Here is a 25031-nt window from a genome sequence, read left to right as displayed (position 1 = left end):
GAGGTAGTGTAAAATGTTTAGAGATAAAACCTTATTAATCACAGGTGGTACTGGTTCCTTTGGGAATGCAGTCATGGAAAGTTTTTTACATACAGATATTAAAGAAGTACGTATCTTTTCACGTGATGAAAAGAAACAAGACGATATGCGTAAGCAATATAATAATGATAAATTGAAATTTTATATTGGAGATGTCCGTGATCTTGCAAGTGTGAAATATGCAATGAACGATGTAGATTATGTATTTCATGCTGCAGCACTTAAACAAGTTCCTTCATGCGAATTCTTTCCAATGGAAGCCGTTAAAACTAATGTTATTGGTACAGAAAACGTATTGAATGCGTCTATTGAATATGGAGTGCAAAGAGTCATTTGCCTATCAACAGATAAAGCCGCCTATCCAATCAATGCAATGGGTATTTCAAAAGCAATGATGGAAAAGGTATTTGTTGCCAAAGCTAAAACGGTCTCTCCTGAAAAAACACTCATATGTGGCACGAGATACGGAAATGTTATGGCTTCCCGTGGATCAGTTATTCCGCTTTTTGTTGAACAGATTAAAGCAGGTAAGCCTCTTACAGTGACAGATCCTGATATGACTAGATTCCTAATGAGCCTTGAAGAAGCAGTTGAACTTGTAGTTTTTGCATTTAAGAATGCTGATGCAGGAGATATTATGGTCCAAAAATCACCTGCCTCTACAATTGCAGATTTGGCACAAGCAGTAAAAGAAATTTTTAATGTTAATAACGAAGTGAAGATTATAGGTACTCGACACGGTGAAAAACTTTACGAGACACTTCTAACTAGAGAAGAACATGTCGTGGCGGATGACTTAGAAGGTTTCTATAGGGTGCCAGCAGATAATCGTGATCTTAACTATGATAAATATTTTGAAGAAGGAAATGAAAGACTTTCAACGGATGAAGAATACAACTCACACAATACATATCGGCTTTCAATAGAGCAGATTAAAGATAAGCTCTTAGAACTTCCTTACATACAGGATGAATTGAAAGGGTGGAATAAGTAAGTGAAAATTCTTGTAACAGGTGCAGGAGGCTTCATTGGTAAAAATTTAGTAGCTGAGTTGGAAAACCAAGGCTATGAAGATTTACTATTGTATACGAGAAATCATAATTTGAATGACTTGGAAGAGTTTACAAAGAAGTGCGACTTTGTCTATCACTTAGCCGGAGTAAACAGACCAGAAAATGAAGAAGAGTTCATGGATGGAAACTATGGTTTTACATTCGAATTGCTGGAACTACTAAAAAAACATAATAACAAATCACCTGTTTTAATTACTTCGTCTATCCAAGCTGAAAAAGATAATCTTTATGGCATAAGCAAAAAAGTTGGAGAAGATTTATTGTTCGATCACTCGCTAAAGACTGGCGCACAAGTATTTGTATATAGGCTTCCTAATCTATTCGGGAAGTGGAGTAAACCAAATTATAATACAGTTGTTGCAACGTATTGTTACAATATAGCTAGAGGTTTAGATATTCAGGTTAATAATCCAGATGTAGAACTTACACTATGTTATATAGACGATGTATTAAAGGAATTTGTGAAAGCACTTGAAGGAAATCCAACTAAAAATGATAATTATTGTATTGTAGAAACGACTCATACAATTACATTAGAGAACTTAGCAAATCTTATTAAAGGTTTTAAAGAGTCCAGAACAAAGTTAAGCGTTCCTAATATGGATGATGCACTAACTAAAAAATTGTATAGTACATATTTAAGTTTTTTACCTACAGATGAGTTCGCATATGATCTGAAAATGAATATAGACAATAGAGGGTCATTCACAGAGTTTATTAGAACTCCTGATAGGGGCCAAGTGTCTGTGAATGTTTCCAAACCAGGTATTACAAAAGGTAATCACTGGCATCACACGAAAAACGAAAAATTCCTTGTAGTTAGTGGTCAAGGATTGATAAGATTTAGAAATATTCATACAGACGAAATCATTGAATATAAAGTAAGTGGGGAAAAGCTTCAAGTGGTTGATATACCAGTAGGCTATACACATTCTATCGTGAATATAGGAGATAATGATTTAGTTACCGTTATGTGGGTCAATGAGAGTTTCAATCCTGAAATTCCAGATACAAACTTTTTGGAGGTATAACATAGTGAAGAAATTAAAAGTCATGACAGTCGTAGGGACTAGACCAGAAATCATTCGACTTTCAGCTGTAATTAATAAATTAGAAGACTCAAATGCGGTCGAACATATTCTTGTCCATACTGGACAGAACTATGATTATGAACTAAATGAAGTATTCTTCAAAGACTTCAATTTGAAAAAACCAGATTACTTTCTTAACGCAGCTACTGGAACGGCGGTGGAAACGATTGGTCATATTTTGGTGAAAATAGATCCTATTTTGGAAGAGGTGAAACCAGATGCCTTTCTAGTGCTTGGCGATACTAACAGTTGTTTATGTGCAATTGCAGCCAAAAGAAGACAAATTCCAATATTCCATATGGAAGCAGGTAACCGATGCTTTGATCAACGTGTACCAGAAGAAACGAATAGGAAAATTGTTGATCATACAGCGGATATTAATTTAACTTATAGTGATATTGCGAGAGAATATTTATTAAGAGAAGGGCTACCAGCTGATCGAATAATTAAAACAGGTAGCCCGATGTTCGAAGTTCTAAACTCCAGAAAAGATGATATCGAGAAATCAGATGTTTTAGATAGGTTAGACCTTAGCGAAGGAGAGTATTTTGTTGTATCTGCACATAGAGAAGAAAATATTAGTTCAGAAACTAATTTCTTGGATCTAGTGGATAGCCTAAATGCTGTGGCTGAGCAGTACAAAATGCCTGTGATTGTAAGTACGCATCCTAGAACTCAGAATATGATTAATGCTAAGGGGATTGAGTTTAATCCATTGGTGAAAACACTGAAGCCTTTAGGATTTAATGATTACGTTAAGCTTCAAATTAAATCTAAAGCGGTTCTTAGTGATAGTGGAACGATTAGTGAGGAATCTTCTATACTTGGTTTTAAGGCGCTAAATATAAGACAGGCTCATGAGAGACCTGAGGCGATGGAAGAAGCATCTGTTATGATGGTTGGACTAAAAAGAGAAAGAATATTACAAGGAATCGAAGTATTAAACAGTCAAGAGAAAGATACCTTGAGAATAGTAGGGGATTACAATATTCCGAATGTATCAGAGAAAGTACTTAGAATAATACTTTCTTATTCTGATTATGTTAATAAAGTAGTATGGAGAAAAAAGGCATGAAAAAAATTTGTATTCTAAGTGCAGTTAATATCAAACATATGTCGCTAATTTCGTTGTACACCGAAAAATTAAATAAGAAAAATATTCCTTTTGATATAATTTACATGGACAAGTACGGTATTGAAGAAAGTATTTCGGCTGAAAATAAATATGTTTTTAAAAACATTATACGAAAGAAGGATAATGTTTTTAAAAAAACAATTCAGTATTTTAGATTCAAAAAATTTGCAACTCCCATTCTCGAGGAAAACAACTATGACTTTATTATAGTATGGAATGATGTTGCTATATTTATGTTTGCTAAGTACCTCTCGAGAAAGTGGCGAAATAAATACTGCCTAAACATAAGGGATTATGCAAAACAAGATAATTTTCTTCTAACAAACAGGTATAAAAAAGTTATTGAAAATTCAGCCTTCGCTACTATATCGTCAGAAGGATTTAAAGAATTTTTACCCTCTTATAATTATGTACATGTTCATAGTCTGAATCCTGAATTTATTCCAGTTACAGATCGAAATAAATTTACTCTAAAAAGAACGCCATTAAAAATTACGTTCATTGGGAATATAAGGTTTTTGGATGTTAACAGAAATTTACTAGATATATTTAAGAATGACGATAGATTTATATTGGCGTATTTTGGCATAAATGCAAATGAATTGAGGAAATACTCTGAGGAAAAATGTATTAATAATGTGGAGTTTTATGATGAATTTCCAGTCGCGGAAACTGAACGGTTTTTGCGAAAGATGGATCTTGTTAATAATTTATATGGGAGTAATGATAAAAGTTTAGATTATGCAATTTCAATTAAGTTATATCATGGGGTATTAACGGGAAGTCCAATCTTGGCCAATAAAAACACTTATAGCGGGAAACTAGTTGAAGAATTAGGAATCGGAATAGCAATTGATAAAATTGATAAAAATCTGCCTGACACTATATTCAATTGGTATGAAAGAATAAATCCTGAATTGTTTAATGAAAACCTGGAAAAATTCAAGAATAAGATTAAACGAGATAATGAGATTTTTAATCAGTACTTTGAAAAAATTATTACTGAAAAGTAAATCTTATAAAGTTTGAGAGTTAGAAAGAGACTGGATTAGATTTATTATTAGAAAGTAAAAAAAGTTGTGGTCTAGTAGAATAAAACCAAAGAATATAGAGGAATTTACGAAGACCCAAAAAGAACAGGGATAACTCTTCCTCGAAAAATTAACGGTCAAATTGTAAAGTGGTATGAGAACAGGACCGAGAGATAAATATTATCTTAGAATATGAACTAACGGCTTCTGTGATTTTGAAGATGGGTTTAAACCAAGCTTGGCACCTGGTTCATTTGAAGAAAGTGGCAACCGAACGCCTCCAGAGGCTGAATTACTCAAGATTTGCAAAGAGAGGCAACGTCTATTAATGATATTGATATTTTAACTTACGCCGAAATAATTATGAAACACGATTTTTAATAATGGACTTTTGTATTTCTAGACGTCGTATCGGTCGAATGATACAGGAACTAAATCACACAGTGGCTCAATTCAAACCATTCTAGTCAAAGGTGAATGAAAATCCTGTAAAAAATGAAGACTCATTGACGGCATTATCACACGTACTAATATATACCTCATGGGTCTTTGTATTTTCAAATGTCTCTAACACTTCGTCAATGAGCTAATTTATATAATCGCTGATGCGATTGGTATAAAACATCATAATCGTTTCGCGGTTAACCCTTAATTGGGTTTTGTAAACAAGATCAGCAGTCTAAGTCTGTCTAGCACTATAACCGATTAATTCACGATTCTAAAGATTGACAAAAATACAGATACATAATTCCTTTTTTCGCTTACTCGTATTATAACAGCAAATTTGTTTTGAGCATTAAATTATCGCGTAAGTGTCTGATGTCGTTAAGACAGAGTTCGCGAAACAGTCGCAATTTTATCAGCCTAGGCCAGCTTGAACTAAGTAATTACGTTAATTAGTACAATAAAATCATCGAATGCTGAGTTATAAATTTAAAACCTTTTAAACTTTGTTCGGTTTGGTTTTGACAATCCAAATAATTTGAATAAGTGAGTTGGTTTTTTATGATAAAGAGTATAGTCAATTTGGTTATAATTATTTCTTCTTTGCTGTCTATTGTGATAGGCATATTACCTTTATTAGAAATTCAGCAAGGTTATGAATTATTATGGCTCCATCCGTTTGTTTATTTGTTCATTTATCTCTTTATATTAAAACCCATGATTAGATTTAAGAAATATAAGGTCACGTTGTATTTTTTTATAGCCCTTTCTTGGTTGAGGTATGTATTAGTCCCTCTACTAAGTTTTGTTTCGGGGACATATAACGGTGTTTCCTATTCTATTGTAACTCAAGAATCAATTGAGATTGCAATTTTATTAGTTATTTTTGAACTGTTTATATCAAGTTCTTTTCTGTATATACTAATTAGATTTCTTATGGAAAGAGATTTAAATAAACCAACAATAAATAATCAATTAAAGTTATTTGGTAATCGTTATGTTTATTTACTCTTTATAGTTCTCTCTTTTATCATCTTTTTAACGGTAGGAAGAGATTTAATTCAATTTTTTATTATATCTGTTGATTCTTTGGACAGGGCGGGGGATATACAAGGAACATTTTTGATCTTGTTAAGACAAATTATTATAACGGGTATAATTTTTTCTTTTTTAATGGTGAGTAGTTATTGTAGCAAGAAATACAATATAACTAAGAACAAACTATATTTTTATTATACTATTGTATTCACTCTTTTAAGTGTAGGTATAATAGTAGGGGAAAGAAGATCTGCAATAGTTTATACTGCGTTGGTTTCTATTTTCATTTTAGTGAAACTATTTGAAAGGTTCAAAAAGGAAGTAGTCTTATATATTATAGGTGTTGGAGTTTTTGTGTTAATGATGATGACTATTTATAAGCATTTTGCTGCTTTTTATTACGGATCATACACAGAGGCAATTTCTTCAACTGATAATGATATAGGCTATTATACAAGTATGTTGCAGGCGTATTTTTTTGGTACACAAAATGTTGCTTTTGCTGTTGATTTAGGACGATTCAATAGTTTTAATCTTATTAATTTGTTCTATGATTTTGGGAGATCTACTTTTGGCTTTAACTTTTTACTTAAAGAAAAAATGACTATGACAAGTGAGTTTTTCAATACTCATATTTATGGATATAACATGGAAAGTGGTCATGTATTATCAGCTGTGGGGTATGGATATATATATTTCGGGATCCTATTTTCACCGATTATTGTTTGTATTAATATTTTTATTTCCATCATGCTTGAAAAGTGGATAGATAGAACAAGGTCATTAGAATTAAAATATATTTTGAGTTATATGTTAGTTAGATTTGCAACTAATATATTTGTTGCATCCCCCCCCTTGATAAGTGTTGCTACGAACATGTTTTTCACAGTAGGGTTGGTGTATTTAATTGCTCTTATATTAAGAAGTAATAAACATAGAAATGTTTTGACTTCAAAAGTTATGTGAAAGAAGGGAAGTCCTTGAATGTTTTATTGATTTCTTATGGAATAAGGGAATATGATGGTCGCTTATCGGAACTCTATGAACTTTCGAAGCATTTAGGGGAAGTTACTTTTGTTTCATGCGGTATTTCTCCAAGTGATGTGGAAAATGAAAAAATAATACTTAAGAAAAAGCATAAGTATATGGGAGTATCTCTGTATTTAAAATTTTTATACACTTCTTTAATCACAGCTAAAAAGATGAAAAGTATTGATATTATAATATGTGATAATTTTTTTGCTTCAATACCTGTTTTACTTATCAATAAACTTTTGAAACCAAAACGTATAATTCAGGATGTAAGAGAGCTATATTTCTACGAAGAAGCTAAGTCGATTTCTGGAAAGTTATTCAGTAAATTTGAAACAAAATTGATGAAAAAAGCGAACATTGTTCTATGCGCTAATAATGAGAGATCTGAAATTATGTTCAGTAAATTTAATTTAAGAAAAAAACCGTTAGTTTTTGAAAATATTAGAACCTTGAAAGGATCATTTAATTCAAAAGTTCTTGATGAAAAATATATCAATGACTTTAATTATAAAATAAATATTGTTAGTACAGGTGGAATCTCAGTTTTAAGAACTACTGATAAGTTAGTTAATGCAATGAGTAAACTACCTTCAAACTATGGATTATATATTATTGGGGGTGGAGAGGAATCTGATAAAAAAATAATACAAGACATTATCGAAAAACACTCCTTGAAAAATGTTAAATTAATCAGTAAAGTCCCATTAAACGAACTCAGATATATTGTTCGTAATGCTGATATTGGCATTGTGAACTATCATCAATTGGATTTAAATAATAAGTATTGTGCATCGGGAAAAATTTATGAGTATTTAGGTGAAGGAGTCCCTATTGTTACTACTGAAAATCCTCCTTTAAAGCAACTTTGTGATAATGCGAAAATAGGAGAAGCCGATGATTTCTATTATAAAGGGATAATGAAAGTAGCAACGAACTTGAGTGAATATAAGGAAAATGTAGAAATATATATGAAAAACATATCAGTTGAAAAATATAATGAAAATACTGCTCGTAAGATTAAAAACTCATTCAAGGATATGGTTTAAAATGAATAAATTGAAGGGGATCATAAAAGGTAATAGATTTTTATCGGCATTTTCCGTATTAGTAATGGGATCAATTGGTGCTCAGCTAATCAGTATACTAGTTGCTCCGTTAACGACAAGACTATTCACTCCATATGAATTTGGTATTTATACATTAATAACGACAGCAGTGTCGTTGTTTGGACCAATACTTTGCTTGAAATATGATATGTCAATTATTACGGCGAGAAATCGGAAAGATACTTATGCGTTAATAAAGTTATGTTTTTTTCTATCTGTTTTTTTGAGTATAATATTTGGCCTGCTGTATGGATTTTTTGTTTTTTTTAATCATGATTATACTTTTAATGAAAGAGCTATTTTTATTGTTGGAACGATTTTTTTATTAATGACATATGGATCCAATAATGTACTTTTAGCACATAATAATAAGAAGGCTCTTTATAAGTTAATGTCTATAGTAACAATCACAAAATCACTTACTACTAACAGTATTCTTCTGCTAGCAGGAGTTCTAAAAACCGGAGTACTTGGAATGATTGGATCTCATTTATTTGGATCATTATCTGGTATTATTAGACAATCAGCAGATGTTAGGGGACATCGCAATAAAATCAAAAGAATAAAATGGGGATTTATTTATAATTTAGCAAAAAAGGAAAAAAATCAACCTATCTATAACGCAACTTCTACTCTGATAATAACATCAATTTATTCAACAATAAATTTATTTATTGGTAAAGTATATTCACCGTTTCAACTCGGATTATATTCTTTATCATATAGAATCTTGGGCTTACCTTTCGCAATAATAAGTGCTAATATATCAAGGATCTATTTTACTACTGCTAATGAGGAGTTTATAGAATTAGGAAATTACAGAAAGACGTTTAAGCAAACATTTCTTTTTTTAGTATCTATTGTCATTCCAATAATGGTCCTAATTTTCTTTTTAAGCCCAGTTATTTTCTCTAGAATATTTGGAGAAGAGTGGAGAGAAGCGGGTATTTATATACAATATCTTACTCCCATGTTTGGAATAAAGCTAATTTCCGAGTCGTTAACAACTGGATTTATAATCTCTAATAAACAGAAGTATGAATTAATAATTCAATCCATTCTTTTATCTACCCAAGTATTTATATTTTTTATAGTGGTTTCTTTTAATATACCAATATATACTTTCCTTAATATGATTTCGGGTTTATATGTGATGTTCAACTCTGTGCTTTTATTGATATTATTTAAGTTGAGTGGAAAAAATATCACAATATAAAAAAGCTATGATATTGTAAATCTTAGAGCTCAGAGAAATAAAAAAGGAATAAACAAAAGGGGGATTTTTATTGAAAACTAATAAAGTAATACAAGTCATTGAAAGAGAAATAATAAAAAAAATTAGCTATTTTAATGGAGTTTTATTTAGAAATGCATATGTGAAATATCTTAAAAAAGTAGGGATGAAAATCAATGGAATACCAAATTTTATTAGCAGTGATGTGTATTTCGATGGTAGTGATTATTCCTTAATAACACTAAATAATAATGTGACAATTTCTAGAGAGGTAATGTTTTTGACACATGATGGTTCTATGCATACTATCAAAGAGTCATTGGACCATAAAAATACTGAGATAATTAAAGATATTGAAAAGGTACTTGTGATAAAGAAGGGGATTACTATAGGTGAAAATACTTTTATAGGTGCAAGAGTTTCTTTACTACCCGGAACGACGGTTGGTAAGAACGTATTGATAGGAGCATGTAGTGTTGTAAAAGGTAAGATTCCTGATAATTCAATAGTAGTTGGTAATCCCGCGAAAGTAGTTGGAAAGACATCGGAATGGCTAGATTCCAAAATAGTTGGAAAGGAATATCTTTAGCAGGTAGATCAGAATTAAGGGAGTATCATCCCAATCACATAAAAAAGTTAATGTCGGGTACCAGGTTACCATTGAATTCAGAATCGTTCCAGAACCTGGTACCCTTTTATTTGACCTATAGAAAACAGGATAGTGCCGGGTCGAAATGAACAAGCCTAGCAATCGTTTGGTAGATAGCCTGGCTTGTATTACTTGAATATATAATAGCTTGGCTATTATTATGATGAAAAGTTAGCATTTAAACATCCTCGCCATAGTTACCATACTCAAACGATTTAACTTCTTGAAGGTATTCCTGTGAAAATAATTGTTCCATACTGATTTCAGGTACTAGGTTTTCAATTAATTCTGAATTATACTATAACCTTGTGCTCTTCAATTATACAGTTTTCAACTCTATTAAACCGGTGATGAAAAAGAGAAAGGCTTACTGATTGTCCTATTGATGGGGAGAAAACATTAATAAACACGGCATTAAGTGTATGGTGCCAGGCACCTAATCAATTAATTTTATTCTCATGGCAAAGGTGTGTAGTGAGTGAGCCGTTGTTTGCTGAAGCGCTTTTTTTGCCGTCAGTCAGGGTCGAATATGACGGTGAAGGAGCAGGAGAGAGTTATTGCAGTTTTAAGGAAGCATTTGCTAGCGGGTAATAGATTGAAAAGTGATGAAGCCGTTTACGAAGTTTAATGAAAAACACTAAAGCACACGAGTATATGGAACATATAGGAAACGCGGAAAATAGCGACCGTGCTCGTTACAAAGAGTACGGTCGCTATCTTTTATTTTTTTGGAAGTATTTGTATTAATTGATTTTTAAATTATCCAAAAACTATTATATTATGATATAATAGCTGTAAAAAACGGAAGAAGTATAATCTATGTTCAGAAACCATATTATTTGGGGGAACTATCCAGAAACAGCGTATTTGATTAAACAACTCCAGCTGCAGTATGAATTTGACCTCATAACTCTTATCGATGATGAAGTGCCACAAAATATCGTGAAGGCTCAAGGTGCTATTACATATGCTGGCAAAGAATTTGTAGAAAATACGCGAATGAGCGAGGTAACAGAATTCCACTATTATTACACCCCTCCATCCAGAAGGAAAGGTGGTCCCGCTTGGAAGGTTAAGAACGTAATTGGTTTAATACATGAGTTTCAGACTGATAAAAAGCGGCGGCGTTATAAACGTCATTGACTAAGAACTAGAACTACAAAATACATACATAATCTATCTCTCTCCATGAAGATGGAAAAGTGCTTTGTCTGAAGTCTGGTGCCAGGCACCGACACAATTCAGAATAATTATGTGCTGTAAGCTCCGTAGAGAGGATTCTCTGCGGGGCTGTTTTTGCACTTTATTGGTAGACAAGGTCTCCTATCGGAGCTGGGAACGAAATTGCATTAGTTATACAGTAGTTGGCTTGTTCCACCAAGTCTCTTATGCACGATATTCTTTATCCCTGTCTCTTTACAAGAGGCAAGTGGTAAGCTACTTGTCATTCGCTGGTACATTTGTTGTCCTTCTGAGGTGAAAATGAGGGCAGAGGTGGTACATTTCAGTGGCCTTAATCAAAAACACTGAAGACATTTAACGAAGCATGAACTAGCTTATTTATATGGTAAAGTATTCTTTTAGGGGGGAGCTTCATGAGGTTATACCATAGTTCGTACTTAAAATTATCAGTTATAAATCCTATGAAAGGAAATGATCGCCACAATGGCGAAGATGATCGTGCGGTAAATCAGCTAGTAGTTTATTTAACGACTGCAGAAGACGAAATATTTCGGGGGAAGGGAGTAGAGTCAGTAGCAACATATAAATATGTTGTTGAAATTCCTGAGGATGATCCCGACTTATTTTTAGATGAAAAGGATTTTGTGTTTAGACAGGAGTACAACGAGGCGTTAGGGGAGACCGATACAACAAAATGGTACTTTTTTAAGCGGTCAACTAAAGTTCAAGAAACACTGGAATGGGATGGAAGAAAATATGTAAAAAGAAATAATTTTTAGTGGGTATTCGAAACAACTGTTTAGAGATTTCGAGTACCAGGTTCTCATTTAATTCAGAATTGTTCCGGAACCTGGTACCTTTGACTATTTTGGATTTGACGCAGAATTATACATACAATTTCATTCGTCCCACTCATCCGCCAAATCCTTCATTTCGATCTTTACCTGATAGCCTCCAAATGCCTGCAAAAGACGACCGACTTCTTTCCATGTATATGGTTTGCCATCTAAGATGACGATAGGTGCTTCGCTGTTGGTTTCAATATAGGATAGCACGCCTTTCAAGTGCTCGCCTTTGACAGAGATATAGGGCTCGCCACTTGGACACTCTCCTGTTTCGAGATAAGTCTTCGACAGCCGTTTGGTCTTTTCTTTGAGTTGGTCGAACAGTGTATGTAGATCGGCAACTAATTCTCCATCCACTGCAAATTCATAGCCGTGTTCCCATCGTTCGCGGGTTGTCAGCAAAATTGCTGTACCTATGATCTGGCGTTCGACTTCAAAAATACGTTGTACGCCATTTACATCGTCCGCGGAAAATGTTTTGGGCAGCTTGGGAAGTCCGCCCCGAACTCCCCCGCTATCGCAGCATTATAGCAATCCATACAAAGCGGCTGACGGTCGAACTGTACGCGCACCTGGGCGATTCCACAAATTGTACAATCCATCCAAATCACTCCGTTTTTATCTTCATCTTATCAAGAAGTCCTTGATTTAGAGCGCACGGTTCTCGTTGAATTCATAATTGTTTCAGAATCTGATCGGGAAAGAGCGTAGATTGACCGGTGCCAGGTTCTTATTAAATTTAGGACCTTTCCGGACATTGGCACTTTGAAATTATTATGAGTTGATTCTGCTTTTGAACTGTCTTCTGATGTTCATAGCAATAGATTTTACCTTTGAATGTATTGTTTCCTAAACAATACGCTTCAACTTTATCTGAAACAGGTTTATTACAAACTGAACACGTAGAACTTGTGACAGTCTTTTTTTCGGAAACATGTGTATTTAATAGACGGTTATGATCCTCTCTTACTTTTGGGTCAGTAATATTTGCATTTGAAAAGGCGTTGGAAATTGTTAAGATGTCACTTTCAGTTAGCCGGGGTTCTTTATGATGAATTTTCAATACCGAGACTTTCCGATGAATGAACTCTGATAACTCGACGTCATACACAATAAGTTCTTTGGAAGCTATTTTACGATAATCCACATCAACTTTAAATGTGCAGCGTTTTGTAAAAGACACCATGGAGATAAATAAGTCATGGTATTTCTCATCGATAAATGATGTTAATGCTTTTATATGCCCATAGTTTTGTATAAAAGGGTTCATCATCTTGAACTTTCCATTAACCGACCACGTTTTTCGCTCCTTCCCGCCATAGATGGTCCCCTGATAGTTTTTAGTTTCAATGACAAAGATGCCGTATGGAGTTAAAACCACATGGTCAATTTGGGAATACCCCGACTTGGCTTTAGGATTTTTAACGAGCAGATCGCTTAAGTAGCGACAGTCCTTTGGCAGCTGATCGAGTTGGATATTAATCTTGTATTCCCCTAATTCACCTATTCTCTCCGCAGTAACTCGTTGATTCGCCTTTTTTGGTTTTGATGAGATTACAGTATCTATTTGTGGTTTGCTCTCTTTCTTTTTCTTATTAAAAAAGTTTAGGAATAATAGCATGAATTTCTCCTTGTTGGTTTGATATACTTTAATTGTAACTAATAGTAGGAAAATTGACTACAATAATCTACGGATATGACGAAGATAACAAACGGATAGAAACGAAGAGATATACAGTTCAGTAAGAATCAATAGATAACACCCCCACCCACTTCACGAAATAATCGTTAGATGGGTGGGGGTTCTTCAATTATTCTGCTGTTGGCTGTTGTTTATTTTGTTTTAAATAATTAATGCATTGCATAGTGAAATTCACGAGCATGGCATAGACAAAAGAAATGCCCTGAATTATGCAGTATTCTTGTTTTTTCCCTTCATGAAACCTTACTTTACCTTACTTTACCTTACTTTTTCTACGTTTGATTTTAAGGAGGTAGACAAAGTGTCAAATGAGCCCTGTCAATTAGACACACTTTGTCTAATTAAATGAAAGACGCTTTTTAATAGAATTAGTATATACTATTCTAAATATTTAGGTTAAATTATTCATTTTGAATGAGCAATAGAAAGGGAGATTATATGAAAACAAAAGTAGAAACCGAAACATATATGCGTGACCGAGAAGCAGTCATTCGTTTAACAGAAAATCTTGTTCGGATTCCAAGTGTTTACAGGGAAAATGTTCCGGATGCAAATGAAACGAAAGTGGCGATGTATGTTGCCAATTACTTAAAAGAAATAGGGATTGAAACACATATAGAAGAAGTTGTTCCAGGAAGACCGAATGTGATTGGTGTAGTTGATTCTGGAAAACCTGGTAAAACGCTTCTGTTCGAGGGACATACAGACGTCGTGACAGAAGGCAATATAGATGCCTGGACGTACGATCCGTTCAGTGCACACACTGTAGACGGTCGGATGTACGGTAGGGGGACGAATGATACAAAAGGGAATTTAGCATGCATGATTACGGCTGTTCATTCACTTCTTCAGGACAAAGAAGAATTCACTGGGAAAATTATTTTGTGTATTCCCGTAGACGAAGAAGGTATGATGCTTGGAATCAAGCATTTCATTAAAAAAGGTTGGGCAGATGGAGTGGACGGCGCAATTATTTGCGAACCCGAAGAAAATAACGTCTGTATTGCACAGCGCGGAGCGATGCGTATAAGAGTAGACATCTTTGGGAAAATGGCGCATGGTGCAATCTCCTGGAGCGGCATTAACCCGAATTGGCGTCTAGCTAGACTCATAGTGGAACTGGAAAAGCTGGAGAAAGAAGAACAAACAAGATTAGGCGAGGATCCATATTTAAAATGGCCTTCAATTACTCCAACTATTATACAGTCTCCCGTAAAAGGGGATGCACAAATTAATGTCATTCCGGACCAATGTATGATGACGCTTGATATCCGAACAGTACCAGCTCAAGACCACGATGAACTATTAGGGAAAATTAATGCGATTATTGAAAAACTTAAAGAAGAGGATCCAGATTTTAAATCAGAATTGACGATTTTGGATAACCGTCCTTCTACAAATACCGATGCTGATGATCCCGTTGTACAAGCAATTTATGATGCAGTTGAATCAGTTACAGGCAAGACCCCAATTTACAACGGCGTTCCCGGAGCAACAGATGGAACATTTTTACATATGCACGGCATACCCATCGTAACAATTGGTGCAGGAGATAGAGATATTCCACACCAAATCGACGAATATATCGACATCGAAGAACTGGCTGTGACAACAGCTATTTATAGAGAAGCGGCTCTACGTTTTTTAAATGTGAAGGAGTAAGAGAAGATGACAGAATTTACAATTGCAGTAATTGCAGGAGACGGCATCGGGATTGAAGTTATGGAAGAAGCTTTGAACGTTTTGAACGTATTGGAAGAACAAGAAAAGGATTTTGCGCTTACAGTAGAGAAATTCCCTTGGAGTTCCGATTATTACGTTGAACATGGCCGAATGATGCCTGAAAACGGACTGGAAACGTTACAAAAATTCGATGCGATTTTGTTTGGGGCCATTGGGGATCCGCGGGTTCCAGATGACGTTACAGTTTGGGAATTAATTATGCCAATCCGAAAGAAATTTCAACAATACGTTAACTTTAGACCGGTAAAATCATTGCCGGGAATTAAATCTCCACTTGCAAACGGTGAGGATATCGACTTTGTCATCTTCCGTGAAAACGCAGAAGGAGAGTACTCTGATAGTGGAGGACGTATGTTTGACCTGCAGGAATCCGAAATGGCTATTCAAAATACAGTTATGACTCGCGGTGGGATTGAAAGAATTACAAAAGCTGCCAGTGATTATGCGGTGAAGAACGGCAAGAAGAAAATAACGAGTGCTACAAAGTCAAACGCTGTCATCCATTCGATGAAGCTGTGGGATGAGCATGTTAAACGAGTTGTGAAAGAAGAATATCCTGAGTTGGAACTTGAATCTTACTATATTGACGCTCTCGTTGCATATTTTGTCCAACGACCACAATCTTTCGAAGTTGTTGTCGCATCCAACTTATTTGGAGACATTTTGTCAGATCTTGGCTCTGGAATTGTTGGTGGACTCGGTCTTTCACCTTCAGCTAATATTAACCCGGAAAAAGAGTACCCTTCAATGTTTGAGGCTGTTCACGGGTCCGCACCGGATATTGCCGGAAAAGGGATTGCCAATCCAATTGCTCAAATATGGTCTACAGCTTTAATGTTAGATCATTTAGGAAGAGCTGACCTTTCTGTAAAAGTGATCGGAGCGATTGAAGAAGTGCTGTCCGAAGGGAATGTTAAAACAGCCGATATTGGTGGAAATGCAACGACCAAACAAATGGGCACAGCAATCGTTGAGAAAATAAAAAATCTGTACGCTACTGAGAAAATGGGGAGTTGAATTCATGAAACTAACAGATAAAGTAATCGTAGTAACCGGTGCAGGTGGAGGAATGGGGAAAGCAATCGTTTCACAATTGTTGGAACGGGGCGCTTTCGTAGTTGGAATCGATTTGTCAGTGGATTCAATGAACGGTATTCAGCAACCTAACTTTGTCGCTAAAGCGGCTGACGTTTTAAATGAAGAAAGAGTATCGGAAATATTTGCAGAAGTTCATCAAGAACAGGGGAAAATAGACGGTCTAGTCAATGCGCTAGGTATTGCGCAAGCTCAGACGCCAATCGAAGAAGTGTCGTTGGACCAGTGGCATCGCCTTATGAATATTAACGCAACGAGCTTATTTATCACATGTAAACAGGCTGTTAAATATATGAAACCAAAAAACAAAGGATCCATCATCACAATTGCATCGATTTCAGCTGTTCGACCACGACCCGGTCTTCAATCATACATTGCATCAAAAGGGGCGGCAGAAAGTTTCTCCAGAGCTATGGCCATCGAATTAGCACCGCATTCGATTCGAGTGAATACCATTCATCCAGGCCCTGCAGATACAAATATGTTAGGGCAATTTACTGGAGAAAAAGGAGATAATTCTGCAATGAAAAATGATGTGTTCAAACAAAGTGTTCCTTTAGGAGAATTGATTCAACCTGAAGACATAGCGAGTGCTGTCGTTTACTTATTATCCGATAATGCGAGAATGGTAACCGGTGCTACACTACATGTTGATGGTGGGCGAGGACTGTGAAAAATGAGAGGCAGTGGGTTGACAATGAAACGAATTCCGATGTTAATTAACGGGGAATGGATTGGTGACGACAGCCATGAGTGGATGCCGGTTTACAATCCTTCAAATGGAAAGCAAATAGCAGAAATTGTTAAAGGGAATAAAAGTCATGTAGATAAAGCTGTTGCTGCAGCGCAAATCGCGTTTGAAAGCGATGAATGGAGAAAAGTAAAAGCTTATGAACGTGGACAACTTCTTGTAAGCTTTGCAAGTTATATTCGAGATAATGCAGAACAATGGAGCCTGTGGGAATGTGAAGATGTTGGAAAACCGATATCCCAAGCACGTTCAGACGTTGAAGCAGCTGCTAGATACTTTGAATTTTACGGCGGTGCCGCCGATAAAGTGATGGGTGAAACAATTCCAATTGAAGAAGGAATTTTAAACGCGACCGTTCTTGAACCACTTGGCGTAACAGCTCATATCATCCCGTGGAATTATCCGCTTCAAATTATTTCTAGAAGTGTAGCTGCTGCCATTGCGACTGGAAATGCAGTGATTGTTAAAAGTGCAGAAGACACACCAATGACTGCCCATGCCATTGCAGAATGGTTTGCCGCCACGGATTTACCAAAAGGAATTTTCCAACATGTAACAGGGTTAGGTGTGGATGTCGGGGGCCCCTTATCGGCACATCCGGATATTGAACACGTGACATTTACAGGATCAGTGAATACAGGAATAGCTGTCATGAAAGCAGCTGCAGAAAATGTTGTGTCCGTAACACTTGAACTAGGTGGGAAGTCTCCTAATATTGTATTTGCCGATGCAGACGAAGAGAAAGCATTGGTAGGTGTCGTTAAAGCGATTATCCAAAATGCGGGTCAAACATGTTCAGCAGGCTCAAGGCTTTTAATAGAAGAGTCCTACAAAGAAAAGTTTCTAAGCAAGTTAGTGAAGAAATTTAGTGAGTTAACAATTGGTCCAGGTATTGAAGATAAAGACATCGGCCCCATTTTAAATAAAAGACAATACGACCAAATCATGAAACGAATTGTAGAAGCTAAGAATCTAGGCAGAATCATTACGGGTGGAAAGTCCCTATCTATAGAGGGTTCTGAAGGTGGATTCTACATTGAACCTACCGTTATAGATGGCATATCCCATTCGTGTTCATTAGCCCAAGAGGAAATTTTTGGACCAATTTTAAGTGTCTTTACTTTTAAAGATCCAGAAGAAGCCATCCGTTTAGCTAATGGCACTGACTTTGGTCTCGTCGCTGGAATCTGGACGCAAAATATTGATGTTGCCCACTATGTAGCTTCTAAAGTGAAGTCAGGTCAAGTGTTTATAAACAATTATGGTGCAGCTGGTGGAATTCAAATGCCTTTCGGCGGTTATAAAAAAAGCGGAATTGGTAGAGAAAAAGGCTTCGTTGCATTAAGAAACTATACGCAAATTAAGAACATAGCCATTAAATTCGGAATCTGAAAATGAAAAGAGGTGAACTTATGCAAAGTCAACAAATTAATAAAGAACCTTCTACAATAGATGTTAACGACTCTTTATTAGATGTTAAGGGGTTAAAAACTTATTTCTATATGAGACATGGGAAAACAGCGAAAGCGGTTGATGATGTAAGTTTTTCGATTAATAAAGGGGAAACAGTTGCTTTAGTAGGGGAATCTGGAAGTGGAAAGAGCATAACTTCATTGTCAATTATGAGATTAATTCAAAGCCCTCCAGGAAAAATCGTAGAGGGCTCGATTAAACTCGAGGGTAAAGAATTATTAGCCCTATCGGAGAATGAGATGTCCAAAGTTCGTGGAAATGAGATTGGAATGATATTTCAAGAACCGATGACTTCACTGGATCCGGTATTCACTATTGGGAGTCAAATCGTAGAGTCATTAATGAAACATAAAATGATGAAGAAAAAAGAAGCGTATAAACAGGCGATTGAGTTATTGAAAATCGTTGGTTTTGCTAGAGCCGAAAAGATAGTAAAAGAATTCCCGCATCAGTTATCGGGTGGTATGCGACAAAGGGTAATGATTGCGATTGCATTGTCCTGCAATCCGAAACTTTTAATTGCAGACGAACCGACAACAGCGCTTGATGTTACAATTCAGGCCCAAATATTAAATTTAATGGTGGATATGAAAGAAAGGTTTGGTTCTTCTGTTTTATTAATAACGCATGATTTAGGTGTTGTAGCTGAAGTGGCAAATCGTGTGCTAGTAATGTATGGAGGACAAATCGTTGAAGAGGCCCCTGTTAAAGACCTTTTCATGGACGCTAAACATCCTTATACAGAGGCTTTATTGGAAAGTATACCGAATATAGATGAAGATGTAGAACGTTTGGAATCGATTCCGGGAACTGTTCCACCAGCTCATAATTTTCCACAAGGATGTCGATTTGCTGATCGGTGTAAATATGTGATGGACATATGTCGTGAAGAGAACCCAAAACTTATTGAGCATAATTCTAATCGTAAAGTTAGATGTTTTCTTTATAAGGAGGAAGGAGGATTTTTAAGTGGGGGATAAAGAGAAGTTATTAGAAATAAGAAATCTCAAAAAGTATTTCCCAATAAAAAAAGGTCTTATAAAGGGTAGAGGAAATCAAGTTAAAGCTGTCGATGATGTTAGTTTCAATATTTATAAGGGAGAAACATTAGGTATTGTAGGGGAATCTGGTTCCGGGAAATCAACGTTAGGAAGAATGATTGTACGATTGATGGATGCTACTGAAGGTGAAATTGTTTTTGAAGGAACGAACATTGAACATTTAGGGACGCGTCAAATGGGTGCATTTCGCAAGGAAATCCAAATGGTTTTTCAAGATCCGTTTGCTTCATTAAATCCAAGAATGCGGGTTGGACAACTCATTGGTGAGCCGATAGCTATTCAGAAAACCTTTAACAAAAAAGAACGTGCTGAAAAGATCATTGATATATTAGGGAAAGTTGGCTTGACGGCAGAGGCAATTACAAAGTTTCCACACGAGTTTTCTGGTGGACAACGACAACGAATTGGAATTGCGAGAGCTCTGACGATGAACCCTAAATTTATTGCTGCGGATGAACCCGTTTCAGCGCTTGATGTTTCCGTTCAATCGCAAGTTTTAAACTTAATGCAGGATCTTCAGGATGAATTAAATTTGACCTATTTATTTATTTCACATGATTTAAGTGTTGTTAAACATATTAGTGATCGTGTTGGGGTTATGTATCTAGGAAGAATAGTGGAAATAGGACCCAAAAAGAATATTTATGATAATCCAATGCATCCGTACACACAAGCGCTTTTATCATCAATCCCTGTAACAAATTTTGATGGTAAAAGAGAGAAGATTTATTTGAAAGGCGAGCCGCCAAGCCCCTCTGATCCACCGAAAGGTTGCGCATTTCATACTCGTTGCCCAAATGCATTTAATCGCTGCCGAATTGAAAGACCTGAACTAATACTTCATGATGATGGACAATCTGTCGCTTGCCATCTGTATTCAGCTCCTTTTACAAACGTATGATTGTACCGGTACTTTACGCGATGTAAAAATGATTAGACGAAGCCGCGGATATTCTGTCTTCTATTAACTATTTTAAGGTTTAATATAATTTTATTACAGGCCTATAGGAAACTGTGAATGGAAGTAATAAAAAAAAGAAATATAAAGGTGGGATATAGTTGAGTTATGGAAATATTACAGATGTTCCTGGCGTAAAGGTTGGCAACATAGAAAACTTTGAGGCATTAACAGGCTGCACGGCCATACTAATAGAGGAGGGCGCGGTTTGTGGTGTTGATGTTCGTGGATCTGCACCAGGGACACGCGAAACTGAATTGCTTGATCCTATTAACCTCGTCGATAGAATCCATGCTGTCTGTTTGTCGGGCGGTAGTGCATTTGGTTTAGATTCAGCCTCGGGAATTATGCAATTTCTTGAGGAGAAAGATATAGGTCTTGATGTTGGTGTAGCGAAAGTCCCGATTGTACCAGGTGCAGTACTATTTGATCTTCCATTTGGAGACCCGAAAATACGACCTGATAAAAAAATGGGATATGAAGCAGCGCAACAAGCCAAAAGCGGCTATTTTCCATTCGGAAATGTAGGTGCTGGATGTGGGGCAACAGTTGGAAAAATTGCAGGATTTGAAAATTGCATGAAGGGAGGATTAGGTAGCGCATCTATCAAATTAAAGAATGGACTTATTGTCGGCGCCATCGTCGCTGTAAATGCCGTAGGTGACATTCGAGATCCTTCGAACAGGGAAATATTGGCGGGTCCTATTGATCCTGAAACAGGGGAGCTTATAGATAGTCTTGTCTATATGCAGGAAAATGCAGAGGCTAATCTTTTACCGGGATCTAATACGACTATTGGTTTAGTTGCAGCTAACACAACACTAACTAAAGCCGAAGCTAAAAAGATTGCGCAGATTACTCAAAATGCGCTAGCTAGAACGATTTATCCGGCACATACAATGTTAGATGGTGATACAATTTTTGCTATTGGGACTGGAGGGGACTCTTATTCAGTAGATTTGATAGGAAATGTGGCTGCGCAGGTTATGGAAGAAGCGATATTACAGGCTGTAAAATCCGCAGATGCGATTGATGGTGTTCCATCCTATAAAAGTAGAGAAAATAATGATAAATAAGGAATGGTGACATGGCTAAGAAAAAAATAAAATTAGTTGCTTTCGATCTTGGATACACTCTGGTTTACAATACTAGGGAAGAAAATTATATAGCTTATTTAGAAGAAAAAAAATTAGATATACCATTAGATGAAATTCATCAAGCTTTCCATTATTCGGATAAAATCTTCATGAGATATTACTTGGGCGTATTAGGACGTCCACCGCAATACTTTCTACCATGGTATTTAGGGATTATCAACCATAAATTGAAGCAAGACTTTGACCTAATTGAACAAACGGCATTCTTTATAAATCGAACAGACATGACGAGTTACTGGAAATGTTTCCCTTGGACTAAAGACGTGTTAGTAGAGTTAAAAGAAAACGGTTACATGGTTGCTCTATTATCGAATTGGGATCATAGTTGTCGGAGCTTATTAGAAGGTCTTGGTATTTATGATGAATTTGACTATATATTAGTATCTTCAGAAGTAGGAATACAAAAACCAGATGAACGGATTTTCCATATGTTAATCGAGGAATCTGGACTAGAACCAGAAGAAATTTTATATGTAGGCGATAATTATTATGACGACGTGGTAGGGTCAAGAAAAGCAGGCATAGATACGATTTTAATTAATAGATTTGGAAGAATAGGCATTGAGGAAATTAATGATTGCCAGGTTGTTGAATCTACAAAGGAATTATTAGCTATACTTGAAGATGTTAATTCAGATACAAAGATTACAAACTAAGTAGATTCCAACAATTAGAAATAGGGGGGTATTAACATGAGGACTAAGTCGACTAAGTATATATTTGCTTTCATGCTGCTGATATCTGTTTTGGTAATAAGCGCTTGTTCGGGTGAAAAAGACAAGGATGGGGCAAACGAAGAAACTCCCGCACGAGCTCAGGAAATAACTGTTAGGATTGCAGATGATCCCGATTTTCTCGATCCACATTTAATGACTGCTTCAATCACAGAAATGATGATGTTAAATATATTCGAGGGACTGCTTGCTCCTGAGACGGATGGTACGTTAAAACCCGGCGTTGCAGAGGAATATGAAGTGTCAGATGACGGTCTTACGTACACATTCAAACTCAGAGAGAACATTAAATTTCATAACGGTGATCCGGTTAAAATTGAAGACGTCAAGTATACATTTGAACGCTTGATGGGTGTCGGTAATGATGAGACATTATCTTCAAAATTTAAAATCGTAGCATCTTTAGATGCTGTTGATGAAAGCACATTTAAAATAACGCTAACAGAGCCAAATTCAACGTTTTTATTCTCTCTAACAGCTTTAGACTCGGCTATTATTCCTAAAAGTAATGACGGAAACCATAACGAATCCCCAATTGGGACGGGTCCTTTCAAATTTGGAAAATATAATCCCGGATCTAATCTAATTGTTGAAAAGAACGAACATTATTGGAAACCGGGTATCCCTTATTTAGACAAAGTGACGTTTACTTTCCAACCAGATAATCAAACGGCTTTATTATCTTTGCAAGCTGGTGAAGTTGACTTAATGGATGTTCCTGCGCATCGGATTCCAGAAGTTGAAAATGACTTTACTCTTATTTACGAAGAGGCGAACTCAACAGTACTCGTTGGATATAATATGGATAGAAAACCATTTAACGATATAAAAGTTCGTCAAGCGATAAATCACGCTGTAAATAAAGACAATATTATCGAAGCAACATTTTCAGGCTATGCTGTAAAGTTAGGATCGAATATGAGTCCCGCTATGGAGGCTGCTTATAAAGACGGCCTACAAGACTATTATGATGTGAATATTGAAAAGGCTAAAGAGTTACTTACAGAAGCTGGGTATCCAGACGGTTTTAGTACGACAATATCAATTTCCTCCCACAATGCTCTTTACACGAATGTTGCACAGGTTCTAGTTGAAGATTTAAAAAGTATTGGAATAGATGTTAAGATTGAAGTCGTTGAATGGGGTGTTTGGTTAGAACGCATTTATAAAGGCAGAGATTATGATATGACATCGATTGATTTCACGGGAAAACTTTCCCCATACGACATTCTTAATCGTTATATTTCAGATGCGGGTAACAATTTCTTGAACTTTAAAAACGCAGAATACGATGCGTTGATGAAAGATGTTATTAAGGAATCCGATATAGATCAGCAAAATGTTATATACAAACGTGCGCAAGAAATATTAGCAGAAGAAGCTGCAGCTGTATATATTGCTGATTACCAATTTATTTGGACAATGAATCCAAATCTTGAAGGTTATAAACTATATCCATTTTTCTACCATGACATGTCAGAAGTTAGATTTAAAGAATAAGAGGGGTTAAAAAATGACCTATACTATTCGAAGGATAGTTTTATTAGTAGTTACATTAACGCTTGTATCGTTAATTACATTTTCTGTATTCCAAGTTATTCCGGGTGACCCTATCCGAATTATGTTAGGTCCAGATGCCGATGAAGAGCAAGTAGCTACATTGGAAAAGCAATTAGGATTAGATAAACCCCTCTACATGCAATACGCCCAATGGATAGGGGGTGTCGCAAAGGGAGATTTCGGACAATCTATTCGTTTTTCTAAGCCCGTTTCGGAATTAATTGTCGATCGATTACCCGTCACAATTTCATTGGCATTAATGTCTGTAATAATCGTGGCAATTATAGCCATACCTTTAGGTGTTTTTATGGCTAAGAGACAGAACAAGCCAAGTGATGTCGTCTTCTCTTCGCTTACACAGGTTGGGATGGCGATTCCATCCTTTTGGCTTGGAATGTTATTAATATTATATTTAGGTATGACCATAAAGTTTTTCTCGATAAGTGGATATGTACCCTGGTCGATTAGCGTCAAGGGTGCATTAGGTTCACTTTTATTACCTGCAATTACAATAGCGATTCCCCAAATAGCTGTTATGTTTCGTTATGTGCGAAACACCGTAATTGAACAATTACAGTTAGATTATGTACGCACAATCCGAAGTAAGGGAATAACAGAGAAATATGTTTTATTTAAGCATGTATTAAGAAATTCGATGATCCCTGTTTTGACCGTATTTGGTCTTATCTTTGCGGAGGTTGTTGCTGGAACAATTATTGTTGAACAAGTTTTCGGTCTTCCTGGTATTGGTAGATTACTTATTAGTTCGATTGGAAGCCGTGACTTTCCGCTTGTGCAAGGAATAATTATGTACATTACAGTTGTTGTCGTATTAGTTAATTTCTTTGTCGATATTTTGTATTCGATTCTCGATCCACGAATAAGAATGACGTAA

Annotated in this window: 22 protein-coding genes; 20 read left to right on the top strand and 2 right to left on the bottom strand. The window is 35.8% G+C overall.

Annotation, left to right across the window (positions count from 1 at the left end):
* Window positions 1–13: 13 nt before the first annotated feature.
* The 10 genes from M3191_RS01530 to M3191_RS01485 all read left to right on the top strand — a co-directional run bounded on the left by M3191_RS01530 (window position 14) and on the right by M3191_RS01485 (window position 11836).
* Window positions 14–1033, top strand: coding sequence for a nucleoside-diphosphate sugar epimerase/dehydratase (locus M3191_RS01530; RefSeq protein ID WP_251697692.1), 1020 nt, complete (start codon window positions 14–16; stop codon window positions 1031–1033).
* The gene (locus M3191_RS01525; RefSeq protein ID WP_251697691.1) at window positions 1034–2143 is read left to right on the top strand and encodes a polysaccharide biosynthesis C-terminal domain-containing protein; all 1110 of its coding nucleotides are present in this window, start codon (window positions 1034–1036) and stop codon (window positions 2141–2143) included.
* A gap of 4 nt (window positions 2144–2147) precedes the next feature.
* Window positions 2148–3278 carry a non-hydrolyzing UDP-N-acetylglucosamine 2-epimerase gene (gene wecB, locus M3191_RS01520; protein WP_251697690.1) on the top strand — a complete coding sequence of 377 codons (1131 nt, stop codon included), beginning with the start codon at window positions 2148–2150 and terminating at the stop codon, window positions 3276–3278.
* Window positions 3275–4351, top strand: coding sequence for a hypothetical protein (locus M3191_RS01515; RefSeq protein WP_251697689.1), 1077 nt, complete (start codon window positions 3275–3277; stop codon window positions 4349–4351). Before wecB ends, M3191_RS01515 begins: the two co-directional genes overlap by 4 nt.
* Before the next feature lie 1044 nt (window positions 4352–5395).
* Window positions 5396–6817, top strand: a complete 1422-nt coding sequence (locus M3191_RS01510; protein ID WP_251697688.1) for an O-antigen polymerase — start codon at window positions 5396–5398, stop codon at window positions 6815–6817.
* A gap of 14 nt (window positions 6818–6831) precedes the next feature.
* Window positions 6832–7932 carry a hypothetical protein gene (locus tag M3191_RS01505; RefSeq protein ID WP_251697687.1) on the top strand — a complete coding sequence of 367 codons (1101 nt, stop codon included), beginning with the start codon at window positions 6832–6834 and terminating at the stop codon, window positions 7930–7932.
* A 1-nt stretch (window position 7933) separates the two neighbouring features.
* Window positions 7934–9208 carry an oligosaccharide flippase family protein gene (locus tag M3191_RS01500; RefSeq protein WP_251697686.1) on the top strand — a complete coding sequence of 425 codons (1275 nt, stop codon included), beginning with the start codon at window positions 7934–7936 and terminating at the stop codon, window positions 9206–9208.
* A 70-nt stretch (window positions 9209–9278) separates the two neighbouring features.
* The gene (locus M3191_RS01495) at window positions 9279–9815 is read left to right on the top strand and encodes an acyltransferase (RefSeq protein ID WP_251697685.1); all 537 of its coding nucleotides are present in this window, start codon (window positions 9279–9281) and stop codon (window positions 9813–9815) included.
* A gap of 879 nt (window positions 9816–10694) precedes the next feature.
* Complete coding sequence (locus tag M3191_RS01490; RefSeq protein ID WP_251697684.1) at window positions 10695–11018, top strand: hypothetical protein; 324 nt, start codon at window positions 10695–10697, stop codon at window positions 11016–11018.
* A 452-nt stretch (window positions 11019–11470) separates the two neighbouring features.
* Complete coding sequence (locus M3191_RS01485) at window positions 11471–11836, top strand: hypothetical protein (protein ID WP_251697683.1); 366 nt, start codon at window positions 11471–11473, stop codon at window positions 11834–11836.
* A 120-nt stretch (window positions 11837–11956) separates the two neighbouring features.
* On the opposite strand, the gene M3191_RS01480 is transcribed toward M3191_RS01485, so the two are convergent.
* Both M3191_RS01480 and M3191_RS01475 read right to left on the bottom strand, forming a co-directional pair.
* Window positions 11957–12388 carry a DUF7686 domain-containing protein gene (locus M3191_RS01480; protein ID WP_435368130.1) on the bottom strand — a complete coding sequence of 144 codons (432 nt, stop codon included), beginning with the start codon at window positions 12386–12388 and terminating at the stop codon, window positions 11957–11959.
* Between the two features lie 253 nt (window positions 12389–12641).
* On the bottom strand, window positions 12642–13523 hold the full coding sequence (locus M3191_RS01475) for a nuclease-related domain-containing protein (RefSeq protein WP_251697681.1): 882 nt from the start codon (window positions 13521–13523) through the stop codon (window positions 12642–12644).
* 519 nt (window positions 13524–14042) lie between these two features.
* On the opposite strand from M3191_RS01475, the gene M3191_RS01470 reads away from it, so the two are divergent.
* The 10 genes from M3191_RS01470 (at window position 14043) to M3191_RS01425 (ending at window position 25031) form a co-directional block, all read left to right on the top strand.
* Complete coding sequence (locus tag M3191_RS01470) at window positions 14043–15266, top strand: M20 family metallopeptidase (RefSeq protein ID WP_251697680.1); 1224 nt, start codon at window positions 14043–14045, stop codon at window positions 15264–15266.
* Between the two features lie 6 nt (window positions 15267–15272).
* Entirely contained in the window at window positions 15273–16364 is a 1092-nt protein-coding gene (locus tag M3191_RS01465; protein WP_251697679.1) for a tartrate dehydrogenase, read from the top strand.
* 4 nt (window positions 16365–16368) lie between these two features.
* Window positions 16369–17115: an SDR family NAD(P)-dependent oxidoreductase gene (locus M3191_RS01460; RefSeq protein ID WP_251697678.1), complete on the top strand. Its 747-nt coding sequence runs from the start codon at window positions 16369–16371 to the stop codon at window positions 17113–17115.
* 24 nt (window positions 17116–17139) lie between these two features.
* On the top strand, window positions 17140–18585 hold the full coding sequence (locus tag M3191_RS01455; protein ID WP_251698056.1) for an aldehyde dehydrogenase family protein: 1446 nt from the start codon (window positions 17140–17142) through the stop codon (window positions 18583–18585).
* 20 nt (window positions 18586–18605) lie between these two features.
* Window positions 18606–19646: an ABC transporter ATP-binding protein gene (locus tag M3191_RS01450; RefSeq protein WP_251697677.1), complete on the top strand. Its 1041-nt coding sequence runs from the start codon at window positions 18606–18608 to the stop codon at window positions 19644–19646.
* Complete coding sequence (locus tag M3191_RS01445) at window positions 19636–20628, top strand: ABC transporter ATP-binding protein (protein ID WP_251697676.1); 993 nt, start codon at window positions 19636–19638, stop codon at window positions 20626–20628. Before M3191_RS01450 ends, M3191_RS01445 begins: the two co-directional genes overlap by 11 nt.
* Window positions 20629–20786: 158 nt before the next feature.
* Window positions 20787–21761: a P1 family peptidase gene (locus M3191_RS01440; protein ID WP_251697675.1), complete on the top strand. Its 975-nt coding sequence runs from the start codon at window positions 20787–20789 to the stop codon at window positions 21759–21761.
* Between the two features lie 11 nt (window positions 21762–21772).
* Window positions 21773–22498: an HAD family hydrolase gene (locus M3191_RS01435; protein WP_251697674.1), complete on the top strand. Its 726-nt coding sequence runs from the start codon at window positions 21773–21775 to the stop codon at window positions 22496–22498.
* Window positions 22499–22534: 36 nt separating this feature from the next.
* Window positions 22535–24076, top strand: coding sequence for an ABC transporter substrate-binding protein (locus M3191_RS01430; RefSeq protein WP_251697673.1), 1542 nt, complete (start codon window positions 22535–22537; stop codon window positions 24074–24076).
* A gap of 13 nt (window positions 24077–24089) precedes the next feature.
* Window positions 24090–25031, top strand: coding sequence for an ABC transporter permease (locus tag M3191_RS01425; protein ID WP_251697672.1), 942 nt, complete (start codon window positions 24090–24092; stop codon window positions 25029–25031).

This window comes from Sporosarcina luteola, from assembly GCF_023715535.1.
Classification (GTDB): Bacteria; Bacillota; Bacilli; order Bacillales_A; family Planococcaceae; genus Sporosarcina; species Sporosarcina luteola_B.
The sequence above is the reverse complement of the archived record's forward strand: the minus strand, read 5'-3'. Positions and strand labels throughout refer to the sequence as shown.